Origin of the sequence: Streptomyces sp. NBC_01232, assembly GCF_035989885.1 — a bacterium.
In the GTDB taxonomy this organism is placed as follows: Bacteria; Actinomycetota; Actinomycetes; order Streptomycetales; family Streptomycetaceae; genus Streptomyces.
Genome location: NZ_CP108518.1, coordinates 5013350 through 5040336, shown reverse-complemented (window position 1 = coordinate 5040336; position 26987 = coordinate 5013350). Strand labels below are relative to the sequence as shown.

The 26987-nt window shown below is 72.1% G+C and carries 27 protein-coding genes; 7 read left to right on the top strand and 20 right to left on the bottom strand.

Annotated features, from left to right (window positions below; genetic code table 11):
• Positions 1–618: 618 nt before the first annotated feature.
• Both OG444_RS23455 and OG444_RS23450 read left to right on the top strand, forming a co-directional pair.
• Positions 619–1143 carry an LCP family protein gene (locus OG444_RS23455; RefSeq protein WP_327264018.1) on the top strand — a complete coding sequence of 175 codons (525 nt, stop codon included), beginning with the start codon at positions 619–621 and terminating at the stop codon, positions 1141–1143.
• Positions 1131–2555, top strand: a complete 1425-nt coding sequence (locus OG444_RS23450; RefSeq protein ID WP_327264017.1) for an FtsW/RodA/SpoVE family cell cycle protein — start codon at positions 1131–1133, stop codon at positions 2553–2555. The genes OG444_RS23455 and OG444_RS23450 overlap by 13 nt, the downstream gene beginning before the upstream one ends.
• Positions 2556–2564: 9 nt before the next feature.
• On the opposite strand, the gene OG444_RS23445 is transcribed toward OG444_RS23450, so the two are convergent.
• A complete protein-coding gene (locus tag OG444_RS23445) occupies positions 2565–3917 on the bottom strand; it encodes a hypothetical protein (protein WP_327264016.1) in 1353 nt (450 codons plus the stop codon).
• Positions 3918–4083: 166 nt separating this feature from the next.
• On the opposite strand from OG444_RS23445, the gene OG444_RS23440 reads away from it, so the two are divergent.
• Positions 4084–4368, top strand: a complete 285-nt coding sequence (locus OG444_RS23440) for a hypothetical protein (protein ID WP_327264015.1) — start codon at positions 4084–4086, stop codon at positions 4366–4368.
• Positions 4369–4443: 75 nt separating this feature from the next.
• On the opposite strand, the gene OG444_RS23435 is transcribed toward OG444_RS23440, so the two are convergent.
• Both OG444_RS23435 and OG444_RS23430 read right to left on the bottom strand, forming a co-directional pair.
• Positions 4444–5337, bottom strand: a complete 894-nt coding sequence (locus tag OG444_RS23435; protein WP_327264014.1) for a polysaccharide deacetylase family protein — start codon at positions 5335–5337, stop codon at positions 4444–4446.
• Positions 5334–6203 (bottom strand): polysaccharide deacetylase family protein, encoded by an 870-nt coding sequence (locus OG444_RS23430; RefSeq protein ID WP_327264013.1) that lies wholly within the window; start codon positions 6201–6203, stop codon positions 5334–5336. Before OG444_RS23430 ends, OG444_RS23435 begins: the two co-directional genes overlap by 4 nt.
• A 195-nt stretch (positions 6204–6398) precedes the next feature.
• Here OG444_RS23430 and OG444_RS23425 point away from each other — a divergent pair, with 195 nt between their 5' ends.
• On the top strand, positions 6399–7595 hold the full coding sequence (locus OG444_RS23425) for a THUMP-like domain-containing protein (protein WP_327264012.1): 1197 nt from the start codon (positions 6399–6401) through the stop codon (positions 7593–7595).
• A gap of 139 nt (positions 7596–7734) precedes the next feature.
• On the opposite strand, the gene OG444_RS23420 is transcribed toward OG444_RS23425, so the two are convergent.
• The 4 genes from OG444_RS23420 to tsaB are packed head-to-tail and all read right to left on the bottom strand — an operon-like array spanning position 7735 to position 10307.
• Entirely contained in the window at positions 7735–8007 is a 273-nt protein-coding gene (locus tag OG444_RS23420; protein ID WP_030725866.1) for a hypothetical protein, read from the bottom strand.
• Entirely contained in the window at positions 8004–9143 is a 1140-nt protein-coding gene (gene tsaD, locus OG444_RS23415; protein ID WP_327264011.1) for a tRNA (adenosine(37)-N6)-threonylcarbamoyltransferase complex transferase subunit TsaD, read from the bottom strand. Before tsaD ends, OG444_RS23420 begins: the two co-directional genes overlap by 4 nt.
• Complete coding sequence (gene rimI, locus OG444_RS23410) at positions 9136–9645, bottom strand: ribosomal protein S18-alanine N-acetyltransferase (protein ID WP_327264010.1); 510 nt, start codon at positions 9643–9645, stop codon at positions 9136–9138. The genes tsaD and rimI overlap by 8 nt, the downstream gene beginning before the upstream one ends.
• Positions 9645–10307, bottom strand: a complete 663-nt coding sequence (gene tsaB, locus OG444_RS23405) for a tRNA (adenosine(37)-N6)-threonylcarbamoyltransferase complex dimerization subunit type 1 TsaB (RefSeq protein WP_327264009.1) — start codon at positions 10305–10307, stop codon at positions 9645–9647. The genes rimI and tsaB overlap by 1 nt, the downstream gene beginning before the upstream one ends.
• 120 nt (positions 10308–10427) lie before the next feature.
• On the opposite strand from tsaB, the gene OG444_RS23400 reads away from it, so the two are divergent.
• Positions 10428–10982, top strand: coding sequence for a hypothetical protein (locus OG444_RS23400; RefSeq protein WP_327264008.1), 555 nt, complete (start codon positions 10428–10430; stop codon positions 10980–10982).
• A gap of 65 nt (positions 10983–11047) precedes the next feature.
• On the opposite strand, the gene OG444_RS23395 is transcribed toward OG444_RS23400, so the two are convergent.
• From OG444_RS23395 to OG444_RS23360, 8 genes are all read right to left on the bottom strand, one after another.
• Positions 11048–11233 carry a hypothetical protein gene (locus OG444_RS23395; protein ID WP_327264007.1) on the bottom strand — a complete coding sequence of 62 codons (186 nt, stop codon included), beginning with the start codon at positions 11231–11233 and terminating at the stop codon, positions 11048–11050.
• Between the two features lie 115 nt (positions 11234–11348).
• Positions 11349–11915 carry a tRNA (adenosine(37)-N6)-threonylcarbamoyltransferase complex ATPase subunit type 1 TsaE gene (gene tsaE, locus OG444_RS23390; RefSeq protein WP_327264006.1) on the bottom strand — a complete coding sequence of 189 codons (567 nt, stop codon included), beginning with the start codon at positions 11913–11915 and terminating at the stop codon, positions 11349–11351.
• Entirely contained in the window at positions 11866–13125 is a 1260-nt protein-coding gene (locus tag OG444_RS23385) for an alpha/beta fold hydrolase (RefSeq protein WP_401272606.1), read from the bottom strand. The genes tsaE and OG444_RS23385 overlap by 50 nt, the downstream gene beginning before the upstream one ends.
• Entirely contained in the window at positions 13070–14206 is a 1137-nt protein-coding gene (gene alr, locus OG444_RS23380) for an alanine racemase (RefSeq protein ID WP_327264004.1), read from the bottom strand. The genes OG444_RS23385 and alr overlap by 56 nt, the downstream gene beginning before the upstream one ends.
• Positions 14207–14337: 131 nt before the next feature.
• Positions 14338–15741, bottom strand: coding sequence for an NAD(P)H-hydrate epimerase (locus tag OG444_RS23375; protein ID WP_327264003.1), 1404 nt, complete (start codon positions 15739–15741; stop codon positions 14338–14340).
• Positions 15742–15751: 10 nt separating this feature from the next.
• On the bottom strand, positions 15752–16120 hold the full coding sequence (locus OG444_RS23370; RefSeq protein ID WP_327264002.1) for a holo-ACP synthase: 369 nt from the start codon (positions 16118–16120) through the stop codon (positions 15752–15754).
• Between the two features lie 24 nt (positions 16121–16144).
• Positions 16145–17992 carry a glutamine--fructose-6-phosphate transaminase (isomerizing) gene (gene glmS / locus OG444_RS23365; protein WP_327264001.1) on the bottom strand — a complete coding sequence of 616 codons (1848 nt, stop codon included), beginning with the start codon at positions 17990–17992 and terminating at the stop codon, positions 16145–16147.
• 111 nt (positions 17993–18103) lie between these two features.
• Entirely contained in the window at positions 18104–18874 is a 771-nt protein-coding gene (locus OG444_RS23360; RefSeq protein ID WP_327264000.1) for a hypothetical protein, read from the bottom strand.
• 327 nt (positions 18875–19201) lie between these two features.
• Between OG444_RS23360 and coaA the strand changes: the two genes are divergently transcribed.
• On the top strand, positions 19202–20251 hold the full coding sequence (gene coaA / locus OG444_RS23355) for a type I pantothenate kinase (protein WP_327263999.1): 1050 nt from the start codon (positions 19202–19204) through the stop codon (positions 20249–20251).
• A gap of 23 nt (positions 20252–20274) precedes the next feature.
• Positions 20275–21243, top strand: a complete 969-nt coding sequence (locus OG444_RS23350) for a DUF389 domain-containing protein (protein ID WP_327263998.1) — start codon at positions 20275–20277, stop codon at positions 21241–21243.
• A gap of 11 nt (positions 21244–21254) precedes the next feature.
• On the opposite strand, the gene glmM is transcribed toward OG444_RS23350, so the two are convergent.
• The 5 genes from glmM to OG444_RS23325 all read right to left on the bottom strand — a co-directional run bounded on the left by glmM (position 21255) and on the right by OG444_RS23325 (position 26981).
• Positions 21255–22613, bottom strand: coding sequence for a phosphoglucosamine mutase (gene glmM / locus OG444_RS23345; protein ID WP_327263997.1), 1359 nt, complete (start codon positions 22611–22613; stop codon positions 21255–21257).
• Between the two features lie 135 nt (positions 22614–22748).
• Positions 22749–23270, bottom strand: coding sequence for a 30S ribosomal protein S9 (rpsI, locus tag OG444_RS23340; protein ID WP_327263996.1), 522 nt, complete (start codon positions 23268–23270; stop codon positions 22749–22751).
• 42 nt (positions 23271–23312) lie between these two features.
• Complete coding sequence (rplM, locus tag OG444_RS23335) at positions 23313–23756, bottom strand: 50S ribosomal protein L13 (protein WP_073912858.1); 444 nt, start codon at positions 23754–23756, stop codon at positions 23313–23315.
• Positions 23757–23987: 231 nt separating this feature from the next.
• Positions 23988–25283, bottom strand: a complete 1296-nt coding sequence (locus OG444_RS23330; RefSeq protein WP_327263995.1) for a glycosyltransferase family 87 protein — start codon at positions 25281–25283, stop codon at positions 23988–23990.
• Between the two features lie 69 nt (positions 25284–25352).
• Positions 25353–26981 (bottom strand): ABC-F family ATP-binding cassette domain-containing protein, encoded by a 1629-nt coding sequence (locus OG444_RS23325; protein WP_327263994.1) that lies wholly within the window; start codon positions 26979–26981, stop codon positions 25353–25355.
• Positions 26982–26987: the final 6 nt, after the last annotated feature.

The window sequence follows — 26987 nt, the reverse complement described above, 5'->3', positions numbered from 1 at the left end:
ATGTGGGGCGGTGCCCCGCACGAGAGTCTCCTCGGCCGATGCCCTCCCGGCGGGCTCGGCAGTGTGCGGCGCGGCCGCGTTCCGCCTCGGGCCGCGCCTCAAACGCCGGCGAGGCTCGGTGGTGTGGGGCGGTGCCCCGCACGAGAGTCTCCTCGGCTCGGCGCACGCGGGCCCGTCACGGACAGGCGGCCGCGGTCGCGCGCTCGTCCTCCGGGGACCCTCCTACGTGTCCCCACCCCACGGCAGAGCTTCGGCAGTGCCAGCCGTTCCCCCCGTGGGCCTCTCCGGCGGAGGGCAGGGGGGCGTGGCGGGGTGTCCCCGCAGGACGAGCGCGCAACCCAGGCCGTACAGCTGGACCCCCGCCGCAGGCGCGAGCCGAGGAGATACCCCGGCACGGCACCACGAACCGACCCAGCCGACAAACCCGCACACCCCAGCCCCGCCGGCGATTGAGGCGCAGCCCGAGGCAAGGGCGGCCGAGCAGCCCGCAGGGCAGAGGTGCGATACGGGCCGCACTCGGGACGGGCGCCGCCGGGCAGTGGCGATATGTGACGCTTGGTCCGTGCGCATCCTCGTGGTCGAAGACGAAGAGGGCCTCGCCGAATCCCTGCGGCGGGGGTGAAGGACCGGTACTCGGGCGCCGACTTCCCGGCGGGCCCCCAGACGCTCGACGGCCGTCAGTCGCTCGCGTTCGTGCGGCAGCGGCACGGCCTGGACATGGGTGACCTGGACCGGACGAAGCGGCAGCAGGCCTTCCTCGCGGGTGCGACGAAGAAGCTGAACTCGGCCGGGACCTTCACCGACCCGGCGAAGCTGATCAAGCTGATCGACGCCGCGAAACGGGACGTGGTGACGGACGAGGGCTGGGATCTGTTGGCGTTCCTGAAACAGGCGAAGAACCTGTCGGGCGGCAGGGTCCACTTCACGACCCTTCCCGTCGAAGGCTTCGGAAGGAACCATGGGGAGGACATCAACGTCGTAGATGATATGAAGATAAAGCGCCTCATTGCCGAGCAGATCGGACCCAAGCCCTCCGCCGGCCCCGGCGCCCCGTCCTCACCCCCGTCCTCACCGGAAGCGGCACCCCCGCCGCCCTCCCCGTCCCCCTCCAAGGACGGCGGCGGCATCCCGTGCGTGGACTGAAGCCCCTGACCTCGGCGGTCGCCCGCCGCCGCACCGAGGCTCTGCTCCTGGTCTTCGTCATCGCCATCGCCGTCTTCGGCCACGCCGCCGCGGGCCTCGCCATGAACGACGAGCTGCCGCCCAACCTCGCCGGATTCACCGTCAGCATGACCCTGCTGTCCCTGGTGGGACACCTGGGCGTGCGCCGCTTCGCCGCGTACGCGGACCCGCTGATCCTCCCGCTCGCCATGCTGCTGACCGGGCTCGGACTGGTGCTGCTGCACCGCCTCGACCAGGGCTACATCGAGCGCTACAACTCGGACGCGAACGCCCCCGGCCAGCTGATGTGGACGGTGGTCGGCGTCGCCGCGTGCCTGCTGGTGCTGGCACTGTTGCGCGACCACCGGCTGCTGCAGCGCTTCATCTACATCACGATGGCCGTCGCGCTGGTGCTGCTGATCGCGCCCGCCTTCTTCGGCGCGGACACCTACGGTGCGAAGCGCTGGATCAAACTCTTCGGCTTCTCGCTGCAGCCCGGCGAGTTCGTGAAGATCATGATCGCGATCTTCTTCGCCGGTTACCTGGTCATCCACCGGGACTCGCTGGCCCTGACGGGCCGCCGGTTCCTGGGCGTACGGCTGCCCCCGATGCGCCAGCTCGGCCCGATCGTCACGGTGTGGATCGTCTCGATGCTGGTCCTGGTCTTCGAGCGCGACCTGGGCACCTCACTGATCTTCTTCGGCGTGTTCGTGGTGATGCTGTACGTCGCGACCGAACGCACCGGCTGGATCGTCTGCGGTCTGATCATGGCCTCGGCGGGTGCCTTCGTGGTCGGCTCGACGGAGCCGCACGTCAAGGCGCGCGTGGCCGCGTGGCTCAACCCGCTGTCGTACTACTGGGAGACCCGGCCGCCGGGAGTCACCTCGGACCAGTCGGCGCAGGCGCTCTTCAGCTTCGGCACGGGCGGCATCTCCGGCACCGGCCTCGGCATGGGACATCCCGAGCTGATCGCGTTCGCCGGGCGCAGCGACTTCATCCTGACCACGGTGGGCGAGGAACTGGGCCTGGCCGGGGTGATGGCCGTACTGATCCTCTACGCGCTCCTCGTGCAGCGGGGGCTGCGGATGGCGCTCGGCGCCCGCGACCCGTTCGGCAAGCTGCTCGCGGTGGGGCTGGCGGCGGCGCTGGCCCTTCAGGTCTTCGTGGTCGCGGGCGGCGTGACGGGCCTGATCCCCCTGACGGGCAAGGCCCTGCCCTTCCTGGCGAAGGGCGGCTCCTCCCTCCTGGCCAACTGGATCATGATCGCGCTGCTCCTGCGCATCAGCGACAGCGCGGAACGCCAGCGCGAGGCGGACACCCACGGCCCACCGGAAACGACGATCACCCCGGCGGTGGGAGCGGTGACGGGCGCCGCGGGCCAGGCGGGACTTTGACGACAGGACCTAGAAGGGGGGACGGTCGCTGTAGCCCGTCGGCTGCGGCGGCTGGACCTGGGGGCGGGGCGTCCGCAGGAGCGTCACCGCCTCCTCCACCCGGCCCAGCTCCACCAGGAGCGGGCCGAGGGCCCACTGCTGCTCCAGGCGGTCCGCCTCCAGGAGGGCGACGGCCTCTTCCGGGCGTCCCTCGTCGGCCAGCAGGAGGGCCAGGCTCTCCCGCGCGTACGGGCGTCCGCCCTCGGGGTGGGCCCCGGCTTCCGCGACCGCCTCGTCGAGCCGGCCGCAGGCGGCCAGGAGCGGCCCCCGCAGCCGGAAGAGTTCCCACTCCTCCCTGCCCCGCCGGGCCTTGAGCGCGTCGAGGTGGGCGAGGCCCTCCTCGGCACGGCCCTCGGCGGCGAACAGCTCGCACAGCGGGTCGAGGATCCAGTCCTCGGCGCTGTTCAGCGCGCACAGGACCTCGACGGCCTCGGCACCCCGCCCGTGCCGGGCCAGCAGCTCCGCGAGCAGGATCGACCGGTGCCAGAGGCCCTCGCCCGCGTGGTTGCGGTACGCGTCGACCGCACCCGCCACGTCGCCGCGCCCCTCCAGCAGCTCCGCCAGCCGCCGGGCGGCTTCCCACGGACCCGAGCCGGCCGCGTACGCGCGCAGCTCGTCGATCCGGTCGTGCCGGACCAGCAGTTCGGCGAGCGGGTCACGGTTGCCGACGACGACGGGGTCGTGCGCGTGCAGCACCGCGATCGCCTCGTCCGTACGGCCCTGCTTCTCTCGCACGGACGCCAGGAGGTTCACCGCGTTGAACGGCACCGTGGACGGACTGCCGCACTCCGGGCTTCCGCACCGCGTGCACGGGTTCCCCGGGGCCAGGCGGGCCTCCAGCAGCTCCGCGACCTCGTCGCCGCGGCCCAGCCCTACGCCCACTTCGACCAGTGCCTCGGCGGTGATCCGGTCGGTGACGTGTGGCAGGAGCAGCTCGTACGCCTCGTCGCCGTGTCCGTGCCGGGCCAGCAGCAGGGCCAGGTCCCGCAGGGCGAGCCCGTCCCCGTCCGGTGCGAAGGGGCGGACGAGGGCGATGGCCTCGTCGCCCAGGCCCCCGGCGTCCAGCAGTCGCGCCGCCTCAGCGGCCGCCGTCCACCAGCCTGTGCCGACGTAGGGGGCCAGTACCTGGAGAGCCTCGTCCAGCTCGCCCCGGCCGGCCAGCAGACGCGCCCAGGCCCGCGCGCAGAACCAGTCCCCGTCCTCCGCCACGGCCAGCCCGCGCACCACTTCGGTGTGCCCGAGGGCGAGGAGGCGGTCGACGAGGTCCGGTGGCACGCACTCGTGGTGCATGTTGGTCCTGCGGTGCAGTACGGCGGCGTCCATGGCCGCACCCTAGGTGATCGTTTCTTCCGTCCGCAGGGGCGCCCGTTCGCGCGAGCGGGCGAGGTCCCTTCCGGTGATTGCTGGGCGCCGCGTGAGCCACGTACGTGCCGGTCCGGGTACGCCCTCTTCGCAACGACGACACCGAGCACCCTTGAGGGGATCAGCCATGTACGCAGCAGTCCGGCGGTATGAAGGTGTGACCGACCCGGCCGAGGCCGGGCGCATCGTCGACGAGGGGTTCGTGCCGATCATGCGCCAGGTCCCCGGGTTCGTGGCGTACTTCTGGGTGGATGCCGGAGGCGGGGTGATGGTGTCCACCAGCGTCTTCCGCGACCGTGCGGGCGCGGACGCCTCGATCGAGCGGGCGAAGCTCTTCGTGCGCGACAACCTGGCCCGCCTCCTGCCCAACCCGCCCCAGGTCACAGCCGGCGAGGTCGTCGCCTCCGCCTAGCGCCCGCCCAGGACGGGCCGCAGACGCCGAGGGGCGAGGAGCTACGCGCTCCTCGCCCTCTCCCGAAGCCCCCGCCTACAGGTAGTCCTCCAGCCGCCCGATCCGGTAACCCTGTTCCTGGATCCGCTGGAGCATGCGCGTCGTCATCTGGGTTTCCGTCGTGCCCTTGAGCTCACCGGGGCCGCGGAAGTGGGCCAGGATGATGTCGCCCGGTTTGAGGGCGGAGCCCTCGGCGTACTGGAAGTTGTTGATCTGCATCGAGGCCCGCCACAGCAGCAGGGACGAGACTCCGCACTCCGAGGCCGCCCGGAGGGTGTCGTCGTTGTAGTTGCCGAAGGGCGGGCGGAAGAACGGCGGGCGCTGGCCGAAGCGCTTCTCCAGCCGGTCCTGCTGGCCGCATATCTCCTTCTTCTGCGCTTCGAAGGACAGGGTCCGCAGATTCGGGTGGGTCAGCGTGTGGTTGTTTATCGTGCTCGCCGAGCCGTTGTCGCGGAGCTTCTCGAAGTACCCGTAGTCGGACGAGGCCACGCTGTCCGTGAGGAACATGCTGATCGGCAGCTTGAGGTCGGCCGCCATCTTCAGGAACTCGGGGTCCTTCTCCGCGCCGTCGTCGAAGGTCAGGAAGACGACCTTGTCGTCCGCCGGGACGGGTATTCGGTCTATCACCGGGACCTTGCCCGGGCCCGGCTTCGGGATCTGCGGTTTCCGGTCCGGCTTGGGCGCGTACTGGAGGGGGGTCGTCAGGCCCCACTTCTTGTACGCCTCGTCGGAGGCACCGCCGGGCGCCGGTGTCGGCGCGGGCCCGGACGGGGCCGCCGACGGCGTGGCGCCGCCGGCGTCCGGTGTGGCCTCCGCCGTCCTGCGCGCCAGTCGTTCGCTGGGGTCCACGCTGCCCCCGCACCCCGTCAGGGACAGCGCGAGCGCGCCGGCGACCAGCGTCCCGGCTACCAACCGGCGCGCGAACTTCACAGATAGTCCTCCAGGCGAGCCACGGCGTACCCCTTGTCCGTGACGGTCTTCATGACATGACGGATCATGTCAGGCATCGTGCCCTTCCAGTCTTCCTTGCCCCGGAAGTGCGTGAGGATGATGTCACCGGGATGCAGATCGCGGTCCCATTCACGGTAATCCATGCGGTTGGTGAACGCCTCCGCGTTCCACAGCGGGACCGCCTTGATGCCGCAGGACTTGGCCGCGCGCAGCGTGTCCTGGTTGTAGTTGCCGTACGGCGGCCGGAAGAGGGTCGGCCGCTTGCCGAACTGCTTCTGGATCGTGTCCTGCTGGCCGCAGATCTCCTCGCGCTGCTGCTCGTACGACAGGCCCGGCATGTAGCGGTGGTTGAGCGTGTGGTTGTTCAGCGTGACGCCCGCGGCCTGCATCTGCTTGAAGTACGGGTAGTTGTCCCGCACGACGTAGTCGCTGAGGAAGGCCGTGTACGGGATCTTCAGCTCCTGCATCATCTTCAGGAACTCGGGGTCCTTCTCCGACCCGTCGTCGATCGTCAGGAAGACGACCTTGTCCTCGGTGGGGACGGTGGTGAAGACGTTGGGGTACTCCTCCTGGTCCTCCACCTCGAAGCCGTCGCGCGTGGTGATCTCGGGCTTCTCCTTCGGCGCCGGCGGGGCGGCGAGCGGGGTCTTGCGCAGGCCCCACTTCTTCGCCGCGGCGATGCGCGCCTGCTGGGCCGCCTTGGCCTTCTCGGCGGCGCTCAGCGCGCCCGCCGCGCCCGCCTCCGCGGCCTTGGCGGCCTTCTCCTTCTCGGCCTTGGAGGGCCCCGGGTCCCCGGAGCCGCACGCCGTCCCGAGGGCGGCGACGAGCAGGGCTGCCACGGCCACCCCGAACCGGCCGCGCGGACCCGCCGCGTACCGGTGACCCTGTTGCGACTTATTTCCCTTTTGTCTTACTAGCTGCATAGCTGCGCATCCTGGCACCCGACACACGGGCCGCCCGGAAGACACCGCGAACGCGGTCCCACCTTCCTTCGACTGGCCCACACCGTCCGGGTCCGGACCGTCGCCGACAATGGATCCGTGACCCCCGAAGACTTCGCCGCGCTCCTCGCCCCCGAGGGCCGCGCCCTCCTCGACTCGCTCCGCGACTACGACCCCGCCCAGGAGCTGGCCGTCGCCACCCGGCTGCGCCGCGAGCACCCCGCCGCCCTGGTCTCCGCCGCACTCGGGCAGGCCCGGCTGCGGCAGCGCGCGGTGGCGAAGTTCAGCGCCGAGGACGCCTTCCGGATGTACTTCACGCCCGGCGGCGGCGAGATGGCCACCCGCACGTCCGTGGCCTCGTACCGGGCCGAGCGGCTCGCGGCCCTCGGCGTACGGAGCGTCGCTGACCTGTGCTGCGGCATCGGCGGGGACGCGCTCGCACTGGCGCGGCTCGGCATCCGGGTGCTCGCGGTGGACCACGACCCGCTGACGGTCGCCGTCGCGCGGGCCAACGCCGAGGCGCTGGGCCTGGCGGACCTGATCGAGGTCCGGGAGGCGGATGTGACGGAGGTGGACACCTCCGGCTACGACGCCGTCTTCATCGACCCGGCGCGGCGCGGGGGGCGCGGCCGGATCTTCGACCCGGAGTCGTACTCGCCGCCGCTGTCGTGGGCGGTGGAGACGGCCCGTGCGGCGAAGTGCGCCGCCATCAAGATCGCCCCCGGGATCCCGCACGAGGCCGTGCCCGCGGAGGCCGAGGCCGAGTGGATCTCCGACCAGGGGGACGTCAAGGAGGCCGTGCTCTGGTTCGGCACCGCGCCCGGGACGGTGCGCGCGACCCTGCTCCCCGGGCCGCGCGGGCTGCACACCGCCGATCCGCTGCCGGATCCGGAGGCCGGGCCGGTCGGCCGCTGGCTCTACGAGCCCGACGGCGCGGTCATCCGGGCCCATCTGGTCGCCGAGGTCGCCGGGCAGCTGGACGGCCGGCTGATCGACCCGACCATCGCCTACATCACCGCCGACGAGCTGCGCGCGACGCCGTACGCGACGGCGTACGAGATCACCGACGTGCTGCCCTTCGGCCTGAAGAAGCTCAAGGCGCTGCTGCGCGAGCGCGGGGTCGGGATCCTGACGGTGAAGAAGCGCGGCTCGGCGATCGAGCCCGAGGAGCTGCGCAGGAAGGTCAAACCGCAGGGACCGAACTCCGCGACCGTCTTCCTGACCCGGGTGGCGGGGGCACCGTCGATGCTGATCGGCTCCCCGGCCGTACCGCCTGCGGCGTCGCCCGGCCGCTGACCTGCCGGACGGCGGCCGGGTGCGGGCAGCACCCCGGCCGGGCCGGACACTACGGGCCGGCCCGTGCGGGCCGCCGCCCCGAGCCGCGCCCGGGCCGGGGGCTCGCCGTGCGGCGGCGCGCGGCCACCGGAGGGGTCGGTCAGCCCCCGTCGACCTCCACCGACTCGAACCGCCAGCGGTGCACCGCCCGCGTGATCAGGTCGGCCGCGGGCTCGGGCAGTTCGGGGAGGTCGGCCGCCACTCCCTCGGCGGCCTCCCACCAGGTGATCACGAGTACCCGGTCCTGCGGTGCCCGGAACACCTCGCGGCGCACCGGCTCCCGGGCGAGGACCTGGGCGCGGGCCCACTCCAGCAGCTCGTTGCCCCGGCCGTCGGCGGCCCGGGCCTCCCACATCAGCGCGACGGTGCTCACGAGTACAGGTTGTCCTTGCTCAGCTCGTGCACGTGGTCGTGATCGTGGCCGTGGCCGTGGCTGTGCCCGCTCCCGCTCCCGTGCTCGTGCGCGGTCCCCGGCACGTGCGGGTCCGTCACCGGCAGCGAGGAGTCCGCCGACAGGTCCCAGTCCGAGGCCGGCCGGTTCCGCTTGACCATCTCCGCGCCCAGGGCCGCCACCATCGCGCCGTTGTCCGTGCACAGCTTCGGCCGCGGCACCCGCAGGATGATCCCCGCGTCGTCGCACCGCTCCTGCGCCAGCGAGCGCAGCCGGGAGTTGGCCGCGACGCCGCCGCCGATCATCAGGTGGTCGACGCCCTCGTCCTTGCAGGCGCGGATCGCCTTGCGCGTCAGCACGTCCACCACGGCCTCCTGGAAGGACGCCGCCACATCGCGCACCGGCACCTCCTCGCCCGCCTTCCGCTTCGCCTCGATCCAGCGGGCGACGGCCGTCTTCAGCCCGGAGAAGGAGAAGTCGTACGCGGCGTCGCGCGGGCCGGTGAGCCCGCGCGGGAAGTTGATCGCCTTCGGGTCGCCCTCGCGCGCGAGCCGGTCGATGACCGGACCGCCGGGGAAGCCCAGCTGAAGCACGCGCGCGATCTTGTCGAAGGCCTCGCCCGCCGCGTCGTCGATGGTCGCGCCGAGCGGCCGTACGTCGGAGGTGATGTCCGGGGCCAGCAGCAGCGAGGAGTGCCCGCCGGAGACCAGCAGGGCCATCGTCGGCTCCGGCAGCGGACCGTGCTCCAGCTGGTCCACGCAGATGTGGGAGGCCAGGTGGTTCACGCCGTACAGCGGCTTGCCGAGCGCGTACGCGTAGGCCTTGGCCGCCGAGACGCCCACGAGCAGCGCGCCCGCGAGCCCGGGACCCGCGGTGACCGCGATGCCGTCGAGGTCGCGGGCGCTGACCCCGGCCTCCTTCAGGGCGCGTTCGATGGTGGGGACCATCGCCTCCAGGTGGGCCCGCGAGGCCACCTCGGGCACGACGCCGCCGAATCGGGCGTGCTCGTCGACGCTCGACGCGATCGCGTCCGCGAGCAGGGTGGTGCCGCGGACGACGCCGACGCCGGTCTCGTCGCAGGAGGTCTCGATGCCGAGGACGAGCGGTTCGTCAGCCATTGCTCTCACTGCTCTCAGTTCGTGCTTGTGCGGGGTCGGTCAGTCGCATGACGAGCGCGTCGACGTTGCCGGGCTGGTAATAGCCGCGCCGGAAGCCGATGGGCTCGAAGCCGAAGCGCTCGTAGAGCTTCTGGGCGCGGGTGTTGTCGACCCGTACCTCCAGCAGCACCTCGGCGCACTCGAACGCGGTGGCGGCGCGCAGCAGGTCGGTCAGGAGCCGGGCGCCGAGCCCGGTCCCCCACTGGTCGCGGGCGGCCGCGATGGTCTGTACGTCGGCCAGGTCGCCGGCGGCGGCCAGTCCGGCGTAGCCCACCAGGCGGCCCGCCGCGTCCTCGGCGACGACGTAGCGGCGCGTGGCCTGCGGGCCGCGGGCGTGGGCGAGTTCGGACCAGAACATCCCGGCGGACCAGGCGTCCTCGGGGAACAGCTCGTGCTCCAGTTCCAGCACGGGCCCGATGTCCCACCAGCGCATCTCGCGCACGGTGTGGGGGGTCGCCGGCATCACTGCGGGGTGACCACCTTGTAGTTCTTGGGTACCTGCGCGTCGGGCCGGCGCAGGTAGAGCGGGGTCGGGGGCAGGAACTCCAGGCCCGCCGCGAGCCGTTCCGCGGCCAGGGAGGCCAGCGCGGCGGCCGACTGGTGCTCGGGGGCCCGCGCGTCGGGGAACACCTCGGGGTAGAGGTGCGCGCCCTGGCCCACGGCGGGCAGGCCGGCGACCTGTTCGGCGATGTCGGCCGGGCGGTCCACGGCGGGCTCGCCGACGCGGGTGCGCGGGTCCTCGTACCGGGCCCAGTAGACCTCCTTGCGCCGTGCGTCGGTGGCGACGGTGAAGGGGCCCTCGATCCCGGCGGCGCCCGCGGCGTAGGCGAGGCCGTCGAGCGTGCACAGGCCGTGCACGGGCACGCCCAGCACCGCGGCGAAGGTGGAGGCGGTGACGAGGCCGACGCGCAGCCCGGTGTAGGGGCCGGGGCCGACGCCGACGACGACGCCGGTGACGGCTTCGAGCGTGACCCCGGCCTCGGCGAGGACCTTGTCCACGGAGGGCAGCAGCAGCTCCCCGTGGCGGCGGGCGTCGACCTGGTTCGACTCGGCGACGACGGACTCACCGTCGTGCAGGGCGACGGTGACGGCGGGCGTGGCGGTATCTACGGCGAGCAAGAGCACGCGAACAGCCTACGACTCCGGCGGCCGCACCCCTTGCGGCCGGTCTCGGAGCAGGGTGGCTGCTACCTTTCGACCGGGGTACCGGACGTGGTACCAGTCGGCGCGGAGAGGTGGAGCAAGGTGGCACGCAGCAGCTCGGGAATCGTGGCCGGGCTCACGGCCGCGGCAGTGGCCGTCGTCGGCTTCCTCGGCTACCAGGCCTCCGCCACGGCGCCCGCGCAGCCCCCGAAGGCGGCCGTGCAGGAACCCGCCCCCGCCGCGAGCCAGGCCGCCAAGCAGGACCCGTCGAAGCCGGTTGCCGTGCCCGAGGGTTCCGGCACGGGGGTGCGCGTCGTGTATTCGGTGGGCCAGAAGCGGGTGTGGCTGGTGGGCGACCCCGCGCAGCCGCCGAAGTCGTTCACGGTGGTGCCGAGCACGGTGCATCCGAAGTCGGGCACCTACACGGTCGGTTCGCGCTCCGGTGCGGTCACCGGCTCGGACGGGGTGCCGATCGAGCACGTCGTCCGGTTCGCCACCGCGGAGGGCGTGGCGGTCGGTTTCAGCGCCCGCACGGACGGCGCGCTGCCGGAGCCCGACCCGAACAAGAAGACCGGCGGCATCCGTATGAGCCGCGCCGACGGCGACGCGATGTGGGCCTTCGCGACGATCGCCTCGAAGGTCGTCGTCGTTCCCTGACTGGCCCCCGCCCTCCCTGACGGATCCCCCGCTCTTCACCCGACCGGGTGAGCGCAAGACACCCCTCAGGCCGCTTCGGATTCCGGAGCGGCCTCTTCGTGTGCGGGGTCCACCGGCCCGCCCGTGCCCGTGGCGTACTCCCGTGCGGGTGGCGTGGAGACGGCGCTGGCGGCCGCGCCGGCGGCGAGGAGCGTCCACATGGAGACGGCGGACGGGCGGGGTTCGCGATGTGCTCCTGCTGGTGCCGACATGGCTGCCTCCTGGACCCGGGACACCGTACTTAGGCATACCTAAGAAACTCTCGGTACCATGTCACCACGAGCGCTGCCGACAGCGCAATATCTTGCCGACGAGTTGTCGGTACGTTTACTCCGAGAGAGCGCCCGCCAGGGCACCCAGCCCGGCACCGGCGCCCCAGCGCGCCCCGACCCCGCGCACCGCGACCTCCCGTACGTCGTCCAGGACCTCCTCGTGGCCGACCGCGCGTGCGATCACCACGTGCAGCCGGTCGTCGGAGAGCTCCTCCACCTTGCCGTCGCCCCACTCCACGACGACCACGGACTCGGGCAGCGAGACGTCGAGGTCCAGGTCCTCCATCTCGTCCAGCCCGCCGCCCAGCCGGTACGCGTCCACGTGCACCAGCGCCGGCCCACCGGTCAGCGAGGGGTGCACGCGGGCGATCACGAAGGTCGGTGAGGTCACGGCCCCGCGCACGCCCAGGCCCTCGCCGAGGCCGCGGGTGAGCGTGGTCTTGCCCGCCCCCAGCTCGCCGGTCAGCAGGACGAGGTCGCCGGGGCGCAGCAGGGCGGCGATCCTGCGGCCCAATTCCTGCATCGCGTCCGGGGAATCGATGGTGATCCGGGTCTCGGAGCCGGCCCCGGCCTCAGCTGCCGGCGCCTGGCTGCGCTGTGCTTCCAGCGGTACTTCTTCCATGCCCGCCAACGTTAGTCGCTGCGGGGACCGCGGCCGCCCCGGTGCGCGCCAGCAGCTCGGTGAGCAGACGCGTCACGGTTTCCGGGCGTTCCAGCATCATCAGGTGCCCGGTGGACTCCAGGACCACGAGGTCGGCGCCGGGCAGCGCCTCCTTGATGGCGACGCTGTGCGCGGCCGGGGTGATCATGTCCTTGTCCCCGGCGATGACGGTGACCGGCAGGTCCGCGAACAGCTGGAGCGCGGCGGTCTTGTCGTGGGTCTGGAAGGCCGGGTAGAACTCGGCGACCACGTCGATGGGCGTGGCCTCGATCAGCCGCTCCGCGAACCGCGCGACGCCCGGATCCACGTCCCGGGAGCCGAACGAGTACATCTTGATCATGCCGGCGAACAGGTCCGCGGTGGCCCGGCGGCCCTTCTCCACCAGCTCCACCTGCGAGCCGAGCGCCTTGAGCACGCCGGGCAGCAGCCGGCGGACGGCGCCCATACCGGCGGCGGGGAGCCCGTACGTCACCTCGCCGAGGCGGCCGCTGGAGGTTCCGACCAGGGCCACGCCGACGACGCGCTCGCGCACGATCTCGGGGTACTGCTCGGCGAATCCCATGATGGTCATTCCGCCCATCGAGTGACCCACGAGGATCAGCGGCCCCTCGGGGGCGGCGGCGTCGATGACGGCCTTGAGGTCCCGGCCGAGCTGGTCCATGCTCAGCGGTTCGCCGTCCGCCTGGGCGAGGCCGCGGGCGCTGCGGCCGTGGCTGCGCTGGTCCCAGTAGACCGCGCGGACGACACCGCGCAGGGCGGCGCGCTGGAAGTGCCAGGAGTCCTGGCCGAGGCAGTAGCCGTGGCAGAAGACGACGGTGGCCCGGGGTTCGGGCTTGCGGCGCAGCCGGCGCCGCTTGCCGTCCTCGGGGAGCTCGTCGACCTCGTAGTACAGCTCGGTGGCGTCCTCGGCCCGGCAGATCCCCTCGGCACCGCGCAGGGACCCGTAGTCCCCGGCCGCGTCGAGTGCGAGGCGTGCCTTCATCCGCATGCCGCGCCCGACGGTGATCCGTTCGACCGCGACACCGGCCGCCGCGCCCGCGGCTATCACGCCGATGGCGGCGCCGGCCCAGCCGGCCTTGCGCCAGTTCTCGCTCACGCCGCCGTCCTCACTCCGCTCAGCCGCCCAGGTACACCCGGGGCACACGTCCACCGATACGGGTGACGATCTCATACCCGATCGTGCCTGCCGCCCGGGCCCAGTCCTCGGCGGTGGGTTCACCGCGCTCCGCGTCCCCGAAGATGACGGCCTCGTCACCGGCGCGGGCGTGGTCTCCGTCCAAGTCGACCACGAACTGGTCCATCGCGATGCGCCCGGCGACCTGGCGGATCCTGCCGCCGACGAGCACCGGGCCGAGGCCGGAGGCCTGCCGCGGAATGCCGTCGGCGTAGCCCGCCGGGACCAGCGCGAGGTTGGTCTCGGTGTCGGTGACGTAGTGGTGGCCGTAGCTCACGCCGTGGCCGGCGGGGACGGTCTTGACCAGGGCGAGGGAGGCCTTGAGGGTCATCGCGGGCCGCAGGCCCAGCTGGGCCGGGGTGCCGAGCTCGGGCGCGGGCGAGACCCCGTAGACGGCCAGCCCGCAGCGCACCAGGTCGAAGTGGGACTCGGGCAGGGTGAGGGTGGCCGGCGAGTTCGCGATGTGCCGGACCTCGGGCTCGACGCCCTCCTTCTCGGCGTACGCGAGCATCTCGCGGAAGGCGGCCAGCTGGAGCTGGATCGAGGGGTGCCCGGGCTCGTCGGCGCAGGCGAAGTGCGACCAGACACCGGTGACCTGGACGGTCCCCTCGGCCTGGGCGGCGACGGCCGCCCCGACCAGCGCCTCCCAGTCGGCGGGCTGGCAGCCGTTGCGGCCGAGGCCGGTGTCCGCCTTGAGCTGGATGCGCGCGGTGCGGCCGGCCGCGCGGGCGGCCTCCCGCACCTCGTCGAGGGCCCACATTCCGCTGACGGCGACGTCGATATCGGCCTCGACGGCCTCCCGCCAGGGCCCGCCCGGGGTCCAGAGCCAGCACATCAGGCGTCCCTGGATCCCGGCGGCGCGCAGGGCGAGGGCCTCGTCGGGGGTGGCCGTCCCGAGCCAGGTGGCACCGGCCTCCTGGGCTGCCTTGGCGCACTCCAGGGCCCCGTGCCCGTAGGCATTCGCCTTGACGACGGCCATCAGCTCGGCCCGGGGCGCCCGCTCGCGCAGGGCGCGCACGTTCTCCCGTACAGCGTCAAGATCGATCTCGGCGTACACGCGCGTCGCTGTCTCGTTCATCGCCCACAGTCTCTCAGAACCCCCGCCGGTCCCTGCGGGGGCTGGCCCAACTGGCCACTGAGCTTCCGCTACGAGCGGCCGCGCGCGCCGCCGGGGCCCGGGGGCGGAGCCCCGGACGGGCGGCGGCACGGTCAGGGGTGGCGGGCGTCGCGCCAGGCTCCCGGGAGGGCCTCGGCCACCTGGTGGGCCAGCAGGGGCCCGCCGGCGCGCCGGGCCGCCAGGCCGTGGAGGTACGCGCCCACCGCGCCCGCGTCCGCCCCGGACAGCCCGCCCGCCAGCAGGGACCCGGCCAGCCCGGACAGCACGTCCCCGCTGCCGGCGGTGGCCAGCCACGGGGTTCCCGTCGGGTTCACCCGGACGACGGCGTCCCCGCCGGAGGCGACGAGCGTCGTCGAGCCCTTGAGCAGCACCGCCGCCCCGTACCGCTGCGCCAGCGTCCGTACCGCGTCCAGCCGTCCCGCCTCGACCGACTCCCGCGACACCCCCAGCAGCGCCGCCGCCTCCCCCGCGTGCGGGGTCAGCAGGGTCGGGGCCGTCCGGGCCCGCAGCGCCCCCGCGTCCAGGCCGCGCAGCCCGTCCGCATCGACCAGTACCGCCGTGTCGCCCGCGAGCAGCTCCGCGACCTCCCCGGCGCGGCCCTCCCCGATCCCGGGGCCGACCACCCACGCCTGGACCCGGCCGGGCCCGATCAGCGTCTCCGGGTAGCGGGCGAGCACCGCCTCCGCCGCCGGGCCGACGTACCGCACCGCCCCCGCACCGCCCCGAAGCGCGCCCGCCACGGCCAGCACCGCCGCGCCCGGGTACTGCGCGGACCCGGCGGCGATCCCGACCACGCCCCGCCGGTACTTGTCGCTCGACGCCGTCGGCTCCGGCAGCAGCCCCGCCACGTCCGCGTGCTGCAGCGCCTCCACCTCCGGGGCGGGCAGCTCCAGCCCGATGTCCACCAGGTGCACCGCGCCCGCCCGCGAGGCCCCGGGGTCGATCAGCAGGCCGGGCTTGTACGCCCCGAAGGTCACCGTCACATCGGCCGTGACGGCCGGACCCGCCACCTCCCCGGTGTCCGCGTCCACCCCGCTGGGCAGGTCCACCGCGACCACGGGGACCCCCGGCGGGATCCGCTCCACCAGCGCCGCGGCCGCCGGGCGCAGCCCGCCGCGCCCGCCGATCCCGAGCAGTCCGTCCAGTACGAGGTCCGCCCGCTGCGGGACGGATCGCGCGAGGTTCCCCCCGGCGGCCCGCAGCGCGGCCAGCCCGCCGGCGTGCAGCCGCTCGGGGTCCATCGGCACCGCCGTCACCCCGGCCCCGCGCCGCGCCAGCCGGGCGCCCGCGTACAGCGCGTCGCCACCGTTGTCCCCCGGGCCGACGAGCAGCACGACCCGGGCCCCGTACACCCCGCCGCGGCCGCTGCGCAGCAGCCCCGCGCACGCGGCGGCGAGGCCCGCCGCGGCCCGCTGCATCAGGGCGCCCTCGGGCAGCCGGGCCATCAGTTCCCGCTCGGCGGCCCGTACGGTCTCCACGCTGTAAGCAGTTCGCACGGACTGCCCCCTAACCCTCTGCGATCACCACGGCGGAGGCGACTCCCGCGTCGTGGCTGAGCGAGATGTGCCAGGACTTCACACCCATGGCCAAGGCCCGCGCCTCGACCGTCCCGGACACGCGCAGCCGTGGCTGCCCGCTGTCCTCGACGTACACCTCGGCGTCGGTCCACAGCAGGCCGCCGGGCGCGCCCAGCGCCTTGGCCAGGGCCTCCTTGGCGGCGAACCGTGCGGCGAGCGAGGCGGTCCCGCGCCGCTCGCCGCTCGGCAGCGTCAACTCGGCGTCGACGAAGAGCCGCCCGGCCAGGTTCGGGGTGCGCTCCAGCGCCGCTCCGAACCGCTCGATCTCCGCTACGTCGATCCCGACGCCGATAATCACAACGACAACTCCACTGGCCGACTACTACTCCACGGTCACCGACTTGGCGAGGTTACGCGGCTGGTCCACCTCGTTGCCGCGCGCCGTGGCCAGCTCGCACGCGAAGACCTGCAGCGGCACCGTCGCCACCAGCGGCTGGAGCAGGGTCGGCGTCGCCGGGATCCGGATCAGGTGGTCGGCGTACGGGACGACCGCCTCGTCGCCCTCCTCGGCGATCACGATGGTCCGCGCCCCGCGTGCCCGGATCTCCTGGATGTTCGACACGATCTTGTCGTGGAGCACCGACCGGCCGCGCGGCGACGGGACGACCACCACCACCGGCAGGTCCTTCTCGATCAGGGCGATCGGCCCGTGCTTGAGCTCGCCCGCCGCGAATCCCTCGGCGTGCATGTAGGCCAGCTCCTTGAGCTTGAGCGCGCCCTCCAGGGCCACCGGGTAGCCGACGTGCCGCCCGAGGAACAGCACGGTGTTCTTGTCGGCGAGGGAGCGCGCGAGCTCCCGTACCGGCTCCATGGTCTCCAGTACGGTGTCCACCGCCGCGGCGATGTCCGACAGCTCCCGGATGACGGCCTCGATCTCGTCGCCCCACTTCGTGCCCCGGACCTGCCCGAGGTACAGCGCGACGAGGTAGCAGGCGACCAGCTGCGTCAGGAAGGCCTTGGTCGAGGCGACGGCCACCTCGGGACCCGCGTGCGTGTAGAGCACCGCATCCGATTCGCGCGGGATCGTCGACCCGTTCGTGTTGCAGATGGCCAGCACCTTGGCGCCCTGCTCGCGCGCGTGGCGCAGCGCCATCAGGGTGTCCATGGTCTCGCCGGACTGCGAGATCGCGACCACGAGCGTGCGCTGGTCCAGGATCGGGTCGCGGTAGCGGAACTCGCTCGCCAGCTCCGTCTCGCACGGGATGCGGGTCCAGTGCTCGATGGCCAGCTTCGCGATCATGCCCGCGTGGTACGCCGTACCGCACGCCACGATCACGACCTTGTCGACCTCCCTGAGCACCGAGACGGGGATGCGCACCTCGTCCAGGGTCAGCGAGCCGCTCGCGTCGATCCTGCCCAGGAGGGTGTCGGCGACGGCCTTCGGCTGCTCGGCGATCTCCTTGAGCATGAAGTAGTCATAACCCCCCTTCTCGGCCGCCGAGGCGTCCCAGTCCACGTGGTAGGCCCGCACGGTCGCGGGCGAGCCGTCGAAGTCGGTCACCGAGACGCCCTCGCGGCGGAGCTCGACGACCTGGTCCTGCCCCAGCTCGATCGCGGACCGCGTGTGGGCGATGAACGCGGCCACGTCCGAGGCGAGGAAGTTCTCACCCTCTCCAACGCCCACCACCAGGGGGGAGTTCCGGCGCGCGCCGACCACCACGTCGGGCTCGTCCGCGTGCACGGCGACCAGGGTGAACGCGCCCTCCAGCCGCCGGCACACCTGCCGCATCGCCTCCGCGAGATCGCCGGTGGCCGAGAACTGCTCCGCCAGCAGGTGCGCGACGACCTCGGTGTCGGTCTCGGACTCCAGCCGGTGTCCGCGCTCGGCCAGCTCGGCCCGCAGCGCGGCGAAGTTCTCGATGATGCCGTTGTGCACGACGGCCACGCGCCCCGAATTGTCGAGGTGCGGGTGGGCGTTCGCGTCGGTGGGCCCGCCGTGGGTCGCCCACCGGGTGTGCCCGAGCCCCGTGGAGCCGGACGGCAGCGGGTGCCCGACCAGCTCCTTCTCCAGATTGACGAGTTTGCCCGCCTTCTTGACGGCCGCCAGGCTGCCGTCCGCGAGCACGGCGACCCCGGCCGAGTCGTAGCCGCGGTACTCCAGCCGCTTGAGTCCGGCGATGACCACATCGAGCGCCGACTGCGCTCCCACGTAACCCACAATTCCGCACATAGGCCGCAGCGTACGCCGTAGTTGGCCCGCTGCCCCGTAGCCGAACAAGACGAAAACCCCGCTCCGGCGAACGTGCCGGAACGGGGTTGACGCTCAGTGGTGGGGAAGGGGTCAGCCGAGCTTCTTGACCTGGGCGTCGACGACGTCCTTCGGCTGCTCGGCGACGCCGGCCAGGCTCAGGGCCGAGAAGGTCGCCAGGGTGCTGCCCTTGCGCACGACCACGAGCTCCATGCTCACCGGCGAGCCGTCGGCGTCACCCGTCACGGTGTAGGCGAGGGCCTCGTCGCCCGCGGTCACGGCGGCACCCGGGGCCACCTTCGTGATCTTGAGCGAGTCGCCCGCCTGGGTACCCGTGTAGCCGCCGGCGCAGGCCGTGCCCGCCGTCTTGAGGGAGGCGAAGGCCTCCGCGGCGCCCTTGCCCTCGTACGAGTGGAGGGAGACCGAGGTGGCGGTGCCGCTCAGGGCGTCCAGACCGGCCTTGAGCTTCTCCTCCGGGCTGGCGTCGGCGGCGGGCTCCTTGCCCTTGGCGACGGCCTTGGTGCCGGCCGTGCCCGCGGCGGTGCCGACCGCGTTCATCGACTGCGCGGAGACCAGCGGCTGGCACTCCGCCTTGTCGCTCTTGGCAGCGCCCGCGGCGGCGATCTCGGCCGGGGTGGCCGGCTTGACCACGTGGTTCGGCAGGTCGGCCTGGACCACGAGCGCAGCGGTCAGCTCGGCGGTCGTCTTCGCCTTGGCGGCCGGGGCGGCCGACGTCGCCGCCGCCCCGGACGGCTTGGAGTCGGCCTTGGTGTCGGCCTTCTCGCCGCCGCAGGCGGTGGCCAGCAGGACCAGGGACACCGCGGAAGCGGCAAGGACGGTACGACGGACAAGAGCGTTACGCACGAAAGATCTCCCCCATGGAGTTACGACAGCGACAGGGCAGCCCGAAGCGACGCCCCCGAAGCGGGGCGTGGGCATGACTGCGGTGATCAACAATGTACGGGGCCGTCGATCACCCCGTGCCCCGGGGCGACGATCGCGGACAATCGTGACCCGGACGAGACCCCAAGCATTTCCAACCGAAACCACCCGGCGTACAACCACGCCCCATCCGGCCCGCCCTGTCCGGTACTCGCCCTCACCGGGCTCCGGTACCCGCCCCCGCACCCCCGTTGCACACGTGACCGACCACACCACCCACAACGGCCCCGGAGCCCCGACAATGGCGGTGTGATCACTTCGCCGCCACGAAGCAACACGCCGGACGACGCAACGGCGCGCACCGGCCGCGACGGGCACCCGACGCGCCCCGCGCACCGCCGGGGCCCCGAGGCCTCGCCGTACCTCGACCTCACGCGCGCCGAGTGGAGCGCCCTGCGCGAGCGGACCCCGCTGCCGCTGACCGCCGACGAGGTGGAGCGGCTGCGCGGCCTCGGTGACGTCATCGACCTCGACGAGGTCCGCGACGTCTACCTGCCGCTCTCCCGGCTCCTCAACCTCTACGTGGGCGCCACCAGCAACCTCCGCGGCACCCTCAACACCTTCCTCGGTGACGCGGGCAACGGGCACGGCGCCCAGCAGGGCACCCCCTTCGTCATAGGGGTCGCCGGTTCGGTCGCCGTCGGCAAGTCCACCGTGGCCCGCCTGCTCCAGGCCCTGCTCGCCCGCTGGCCCGAGCACCCGCGCGTGGAGCTGGTCACCACCGACGGGTTCCTGTACCCGATGAAGGAGCTCCAGCGGCGCGGCCTCACCTCGCGCAAGGGTTTCCCGGAGTCCTACGACCGCCGCGCGCTCACCCGTTTCGTCGCCGACATCAAGGCCGGCAAGGACGAGGTGCGGGCCCCGGTCTACTCGCACCTGATCTACGACATCGTGCCCGGCGAGGAGCTCGTCGTCCGCCGCCCGGACATCCTCATCGTCGAGGGCCTCAACGTGCTCCAGCCGGCCCTTCCCGGCACGGACGGCCGCACCCGCGTGGCCCTCGCCGACTACTTCGACTTCAGCGTGTACGTGGACGCGCGCCCCGAGGACATCGAGCGCTGGTACCTGGGCCGCTTCCGGAAGCTGCGGGCGACCGCCTTCCAGAACCCCTTCTCGTACTTCCGCAAGTACACCCAGGTCTCCGAGGAGGAGGCCATGGAGTACGCGCAGACGATGTGGCGGACCATCAACCGGCCCAACCTGCTGGAGAACGTGGCGCCCACCCGCGGCCGGGCCACCCTCGTCGTCCGCAAGGGACCCGACCACAAGGTCCAGAAGCTGAGCCTCCGCAAGCTCTAGCCCTCAGTCGCTAGGGTGCGGAAATGCTGCATCTGCGGATGATCACCCCGCACCACCTCACCGAGCAGGTCGTGGCGCTGATCGACCGGACGGTCGGAACCACGCACCTGGTCGTCCTGACCGGCGCCGCCCGCGACCCCGAGGGCGATCTCGTGCTGTGCGACGTCGCCCGCGAGGCGGCGGACGAGCTCCTGCAGGCGATGCGCCACCTCGGCATCGACGAGACCGGTTCGATCGCCGTGGAGAACATCGACCTGTCGATCTCCAGGCGCGCCGACGACGCCGAGGAGGAAGCGCCGGGCGAGGCCGCCGACGCGGTGGTCTGGGAGCAGCTCGCCGAGTCGACGCACGAGGAGTCCACCCTCACGATCACCTACGCCGCCTTCATGATCGTGGCGACGATGATCGCGGCCTGCGGCGTGGTCCTGGACAACGCGATCCTGATCGTGGGCGCCATGGCGGTCGGCCCGGAATTCGGCCCGCTCGCCGGTATCTGCACCGGCCTGGTGCAGCGCCGTCACAAGCTGGCCGGCCGCTCGCTCTTCGCTCTGTTCGTCGGCTTCACCGCGGCGATCGTGGCGACGACGGTCTTCAGTCTGGGGATGAACGCGCTCGGGCTGTTCCACGAGGGGATGCTGGAGAACCCCCGGCCGAACACCAGCTTCATCTGGCAGCCGGACCCGTTCTCCTTCGTCGTCGCGCTGCTCGCCGGTGTGGCCGGCATGCTGTCGCTGACCTCGGCGAAGGCCGGTGCGCTGGTGGGCGTGGCGATCTCCGTCACCACCGTGCCGGCGGGCGCGAACGCCGCGGTGGCCCTCAGCTACGGCGACTTCTCCCAGATGTGGGGCTCGGCCGTGCAGCTGGCGCTGAACCTCGGCGGCATCATCCTGGCCGGGACGCTCACGCTGATCTGCTGGAAACTGCTGTGGCGCACCCAGGAGGGCCGGATGATCCGGAAACCGGGTGCGCCACACGGGCCGGGCAGCGTCTGAACGAGGGCGTTCTAGCCGAGCGCGGACTTCACGACGTCCGCGAGCCGGCCGGCGACCGAGCGGGCCTGCTCGATGTCGGCGGCCTCGACCATCACCCGTACGAGCGGCTCCGTGCCGGACGGACGCAGCAGCACCCGCCCGGTGGTGCCCAGCTCGCGCTCGGCATCGCCGACGGCCGCGGCCAGCTCGGCGGAGGTGGTGACGCGGGACTTGTCCACGTCGGGAACGTTGATCAGCACCTGCGGCAGCCGCTGCATGACGCCCGCCAGCTCGGCGAGGGACTTGCCGGTGGCCGCGACGCGCGCCGCCAGCAGCAGGCCGGTCAGCGTGCCGTCCCCGGTGGTCGCGTGGTCGAGGATGATCACGTGGCCGGACTGCTCGCCGCCGAGCGCGTAGCCGTGCTCCTTCATCGACTCCAGCACGTACCGGTCGCCGACACCGGTCTGCACGACCTGGATGCCCTCGCCCTCCATGGCCAGCTTGAAGCCCAGGTTGGACATGACGGTGCCGACCACGGTGTTCTCGCGCAGCTGGCCGGCCTCGCGCATGGCCAGCGCCAGCACCGCGAGGATCTGGTCCCCGTCGACCTCCGCGCCGGAGCCGTCCACGGCCAGGCAGCGGTCCGCGTCGCCGTCGTGCGCGATGCCGAAGTCGGCGCCGTGCTCGACCACGGCAGCCTTGAGCAGGCCGAGGTGGGTGGAGCCGCAGCCCTCGTTGATGTTGAGGCCGTTGGGCTCGGCACCGATCGTGATGATCTCCGCGCCGGCCCGCGCGAAGGCCTCGGGCGAGACGTACGCGGCCGCGCCGTGCGCTTCGTCCAGGACGACCTTCAGGCCTTCGAGGCGGTTCGGGAGGACCCCGATGAGGTGGGCGACGTACTTGTCGAAGCCCTCGGTGTAGTCCGAGACGCGGCCGACGCCGGAGCCGGTGGGCCGGTCCCAGGGCGCGCCGGTGCGGTGCTGCTCGTAGGTCGACTCGATGCGGTCCTCCAGCTCGTCGGCGAGCTTGTGGCCGCCGCGCGCGAAGAACTTGATGCCGTTGTCGGGCATGGCGTTGTGGCTGGCGGAGAGCATCACGCCGAGGTCGGCGCCCAGCGCACCGGTGAGATACGCCACCGCCGGGGTGGGCAGCACACCGACGCGCAGGACGTCCACGCCCGCGCTCGCGAGGCCGGCCACGACCGCCGCCTCAAGGAATTCGCCGGAGGCGCGGGGATCCCGGCCGACCACGGCGGTCGCCCGGTGGCCTTCGAAGGTGCCCGCCTCGGCCAGTACGTGGGCAGCCGCCACGGAGAGGCCGAGCGCGAGCTCCGCCGTCAGATCCGCGTTGGCAACGCCGCGTACACCGTCCGTCCCGAAGAGTCGTCCCACTGTTGTCCTCCCGAGTTTCCGCTTCGCGTATGACCGCTTGTGACAGGTATTTGCCGCTTGTGGCGGTAAACGAACCGCCCCGACAGCACAGAGAGTGCTGCCGGGGCGGTTACGTTGCAGAACAGCAGGCGCAGATTAACGCTTGCTGTACTGCGGAGCCTTACGGGCCTTCTTGAGACCGGCCTTCTTGCGCTCGACCGCACGGTCGTCGCGGGAGAGGAAGCCGGCCTTCTTCAGCGCCGGACGGTTGTTGTCGACATCCGCCTCGTTCAGCGCACGGGCCACGCCGAGGCGCAGGGCGCCGGCCTGACCGGAGACGCCGCCACCCGAGATGCGGGCGATGACGTCGTAACGGCCGTCGAGCTCGAGGAGCTTGAAGGGCTCGTTGACTTCCTGCTGGTGCACCTTGTTGGGGAAGTAGTCCTCAAGGGTGCGACCGTTGATCTTCCACTTGCCGGTGCCCGGAACGATCCGGACGCGGGCAATGGCGTTCTTGCGACGGCCCAGGCCGGCAGCCGGCTGGGGGTCGCCGAAGCGACCGGCAAGGGACTCGGACGTGTAGTCGCCCTCGACGACGTCCGCGGTCTCGGTGGTGTACTCCTCGACGTTGCCCTCGAACTCGTCGACGGGGGTCGTCTCGGCGGTGGTCTCGGCCACGATGCTCCTCAGAATTTTCTACGTCTTAGGGGGTGGCCGGAACTACTGCGCGACCTGGGTGATCTCGAACGGCACCGGCTGCTGGGCAGCGTGGGGGTGCTGGTCGCCCGAGTAGACCTTCAGCTTCGAGAGCATCTGACGGCCCAGGGTGTTCTTGGGGAGCATGCCCTTGATGGCCTTCTCGACGGCCTTCTCCGGGTTGTTCGCCAGGAGGTCGTCGTAACGGACCGAGCGGAGACCACCCGGGTAACCCGAGTGGCGGTACGCCATCTTCTGGGTCGCCTTGTTGCCGGACAGGTGAACCTTGTCGGCGTTGACGATGATGACGAAGTCGCCCATGTCCATGTGGGGGGCGTAGGTCGGCTTGTGCTTACCCCGCAGGAGGGCAGCGGCCTGGGTCGCCAGACGGCCGAGGACAACGTCCTGGGCGTCGATGACGAGCCACTGGCGCGAGATGTCGCCGGGCTTGGGGCTGAACGTACGCACGCGTATGCCTTCGCTTCTTCAGTGGTGGTATCCCAAGGGCGCAAGCCCCACGGGAAGGTCCTGACAGGGTCACCACGGACGATCACGACAGCCCTCGTTCACAACGGGGACGCAACCCGCGTGAACTGCTGGTCATCGGTCCGGTGGACCGGCGCAAGGCCCTTTCACGTGAGAATGAGAAAGCCAATACGCATAACAAACCAGCAGAGTACCCAAGAGGACCCATTCGGGTCAAAACGCGGTCCGCGATGCCGATTCTGCTGGCGTCGCGGCGCACTCCGGTTCGGTCCTGGGTAGGGACCCCGCAGTTGTTACAGGTGCAAGAGTAACCCGCCCGGAGCGCAGCGCACGACGCGCCAGCAGGATCGTGAGCCCGCACAGCGTGGCGCAGTCCTTGAAAGCCCGCCGCTTGGCCTCCAGCTCGGACGGCCACGGGATGCCCGCCACCTGGGGCCCCAGAGCCACCCAGAACCAGGGGGAACGCGCCACCGAGCCCGGCCGGACCGCCGAGGCGATCAGCAGCGGCAGGACCACCAGCAGGTAGTGGTCGAAGGACGGCCGCGACACCAGGAATGCGGCGAGCATCACCATGCAGGCCGTCTCCGCCAGGCGCAGCTCGCCCCGGTCGGCGTCGTCCCGCCGCCACCGCACCCAGGCCGCCCACAGGGCCGCACCGGCACCCGCGAACGCGACCAGCACCGCCAGCGGCTCCGGCACCCCCAGCCGCGGCAGCACCGCGATCGGCGAGGCGTCCCAGGGCAGCGCGTACGCGTCCTGCCCCTTGAGCAGGAACGGCAGGGTCTTGGTGAAGAACAGCGACGGGCTCGGCATCATCAGCGCACCGGCCAGCGAGAACAGCAGCGGCACCAGCACCGCCGCGGCCAGCCCCCGCCACCGCCGGGCCACCAGGAACAGCAGTCCGAGCGGCACCAGCATCGGCTTGCACGCGATCGCGAGCCCCACCACCAGCCCGGCCGAACCCCACGAGCGCCGGTGCGCGAGCAGCAGCGCCACCGGCAGTGCGGCCGCCGAGATGGCGGTCCAGTTCCCGATAAGCACGAGGTTCGCGTACGGCTTGTAGGCGAGGGCGAACAGCGCGAACCCGCCGACCGCGAAGCGCGAGCGCAGCGGCACCGAGAACAGCCGCAGCGCGGCCAGCCAGCCCACGCCCAGCAACCCGGACATCCCGACCGGCAGCAGCCACCGCAGCACCTCGCGCGGCAGCAGCGCCTCCGGCACCGCCATGATCACGGCACTGGGAAGGTAGAGGAAGCGCTTGTCCTCGTACGGGGACCCGCCCGCCAGCAGCGTCTCCGCGGCCTTGACCACGAAGGCGTTGTCGGAGCCCCAGTTCGCCCGCAGGCTCGTGGAGACGGCGATGCCGAGGACCACCGCGAGGGAGACCAGCTGCCAGGTCCGGGAGGCGGGCTGCAGCAGCCGGTCGACCAGCCGGCTCCCCGGGGTCCGGTCCCCGGCCCCCCGGTCCCCCGCGCCCTGGTTCCTGGCGCTCTGGTTCTCCCACTTCATCAGCCAGATGCTAGGCCGCAGCCCCACGACGCCTGCCCCTCACTCCACCGAGGGGGTGACGGTCTCCCCCTAGCGCTTGCGTTCGACTCTACGTTCGTCCCAGACGGGTTCCTGAGTCTCCCGCACAACACCGTCCGAACCGAAGACCAGGTAACGGTCAAATGTGCGCGCGAACCACCGGTCGTGCGTGACGCACAGCACAGTGCCCTCGTACGCCTCCAGACCCTCCTGGAGGGCCTCCGCGGACTCCAGGTCCAGGTTGTCCGTCGGCTCGTCCAGCAGCAGCGCCGTGGTGCCCGCCAGCTCCAGCAGCAGGATCTGGAAACGTGCCTGCTGACCGCCGGAGAGCTTCTCGAAGGGCTGGTCGCCCTGCCGCTCCAGCTCGTAGCGGCGCAGGGCGCCCATCGCCTGGCCCAGGGGCTTGGCCGCCTCGGTCCACAGGATGTCGACGAGGGTCCGGCCGAACAGCTCCGGGTGCGCGTGGGTCTGCGCGAAATGGCCGGGAACCACCCTCGCGCCCAGCTTCCAGGTGCCGGTGTGCTTGACGTCCTCGCCGGCCAGCAGCCGCAGGAAGTGCGACTTGCCCGAGCCGTTGGAGCCGAGGACCGCGACCCGCTCCCCGTAGAAGACCTCCAGGGAGAAGGGCTTCATCAGGCCCGTCAGCTCCAGGTTCTCCACGGTCAGCGCGCGCACGCCGGTGCGCCCGCCCTTGAGCCGCATCTTGATGTCCTGCTCCCGCGGCGGCTCCGGCGGCGGGCCGGCCTCCTCGAACTTCTGGAAGCGGGTCTGCATCGCCCGGTAGCGCGAGGCCATGTCGGGGCTGCTCGCGGCCTGATTGCGCAGCCGCAGCACCAGGGCCTTCAGCCGTGCGTGCTCCTCGTCCCAGCGCCGCTTGAGCTCCTCGAAGCGCGCGAAGCGCTCCTTGCGGGCCTCGTGGTAGGTGTCGAAGCCCGAGCCGTGCACCCAGACGTCGGAGCCCGTCGGGCTCGCCTCCAGGCTGATGATCTTCTCGGCCGCCTGGGTCAGGAGCTCCCGGTCGTGCGAGACGAAGAGCACCGTCTTGCGGGTGGCCTTCAGCTGGTCCTCCAGCCAGCGCTTGCCCGGGACGTCGAGGTAGTTGTCCGGCTCGTCGAGCAGCAGCACCTCGTCGGGGCCGCGCAGCAGCGCCTCCAGCACGAGCCGCTTCTGCTCACCGCCCGAGAGCGTGCGCACCTCGCGGAACTGCGCGCTGTCGTACGGGATGGCCAGCGCGGCCATGGTGCAGACGTCCCAGAGGGTCTCCGCCTCGTACCCCTGGACGTCCGCCCAGTCGCTCAGCGCCTGCGCGTAGGCCATCTGCGCGGCCTCGTCGTCGACGGTGAGGATCAGCTCCTCGGCCCGGTCCACCGCCTTCGCGGCCTCCCGGATGCGCGGCTGGGCCACCGAGACCAGCAGGTCCCGTACGGTCGTCTCGTCCCGCACGGAGCCCACGAACTGCGACATCACGCCGAGGCCGCCGGAGACGGTGATCCCGCCGCCGTGCGGCTGGAGCTCGCCGGAGATCATCTTCAGCAGGGTGGTCTTGCCCGCCCCGTTCGCCCCGACGAGGGCGACGACCGACCCCTCCCCCACGCGGAAGGAGACGTCAGGGAGCAGTACCCGCCCGTCGGGAAGGTAGTACTCCAGGTGGCTGGCTTCGAGATGTCCCATGCCGGGCATTGTCCA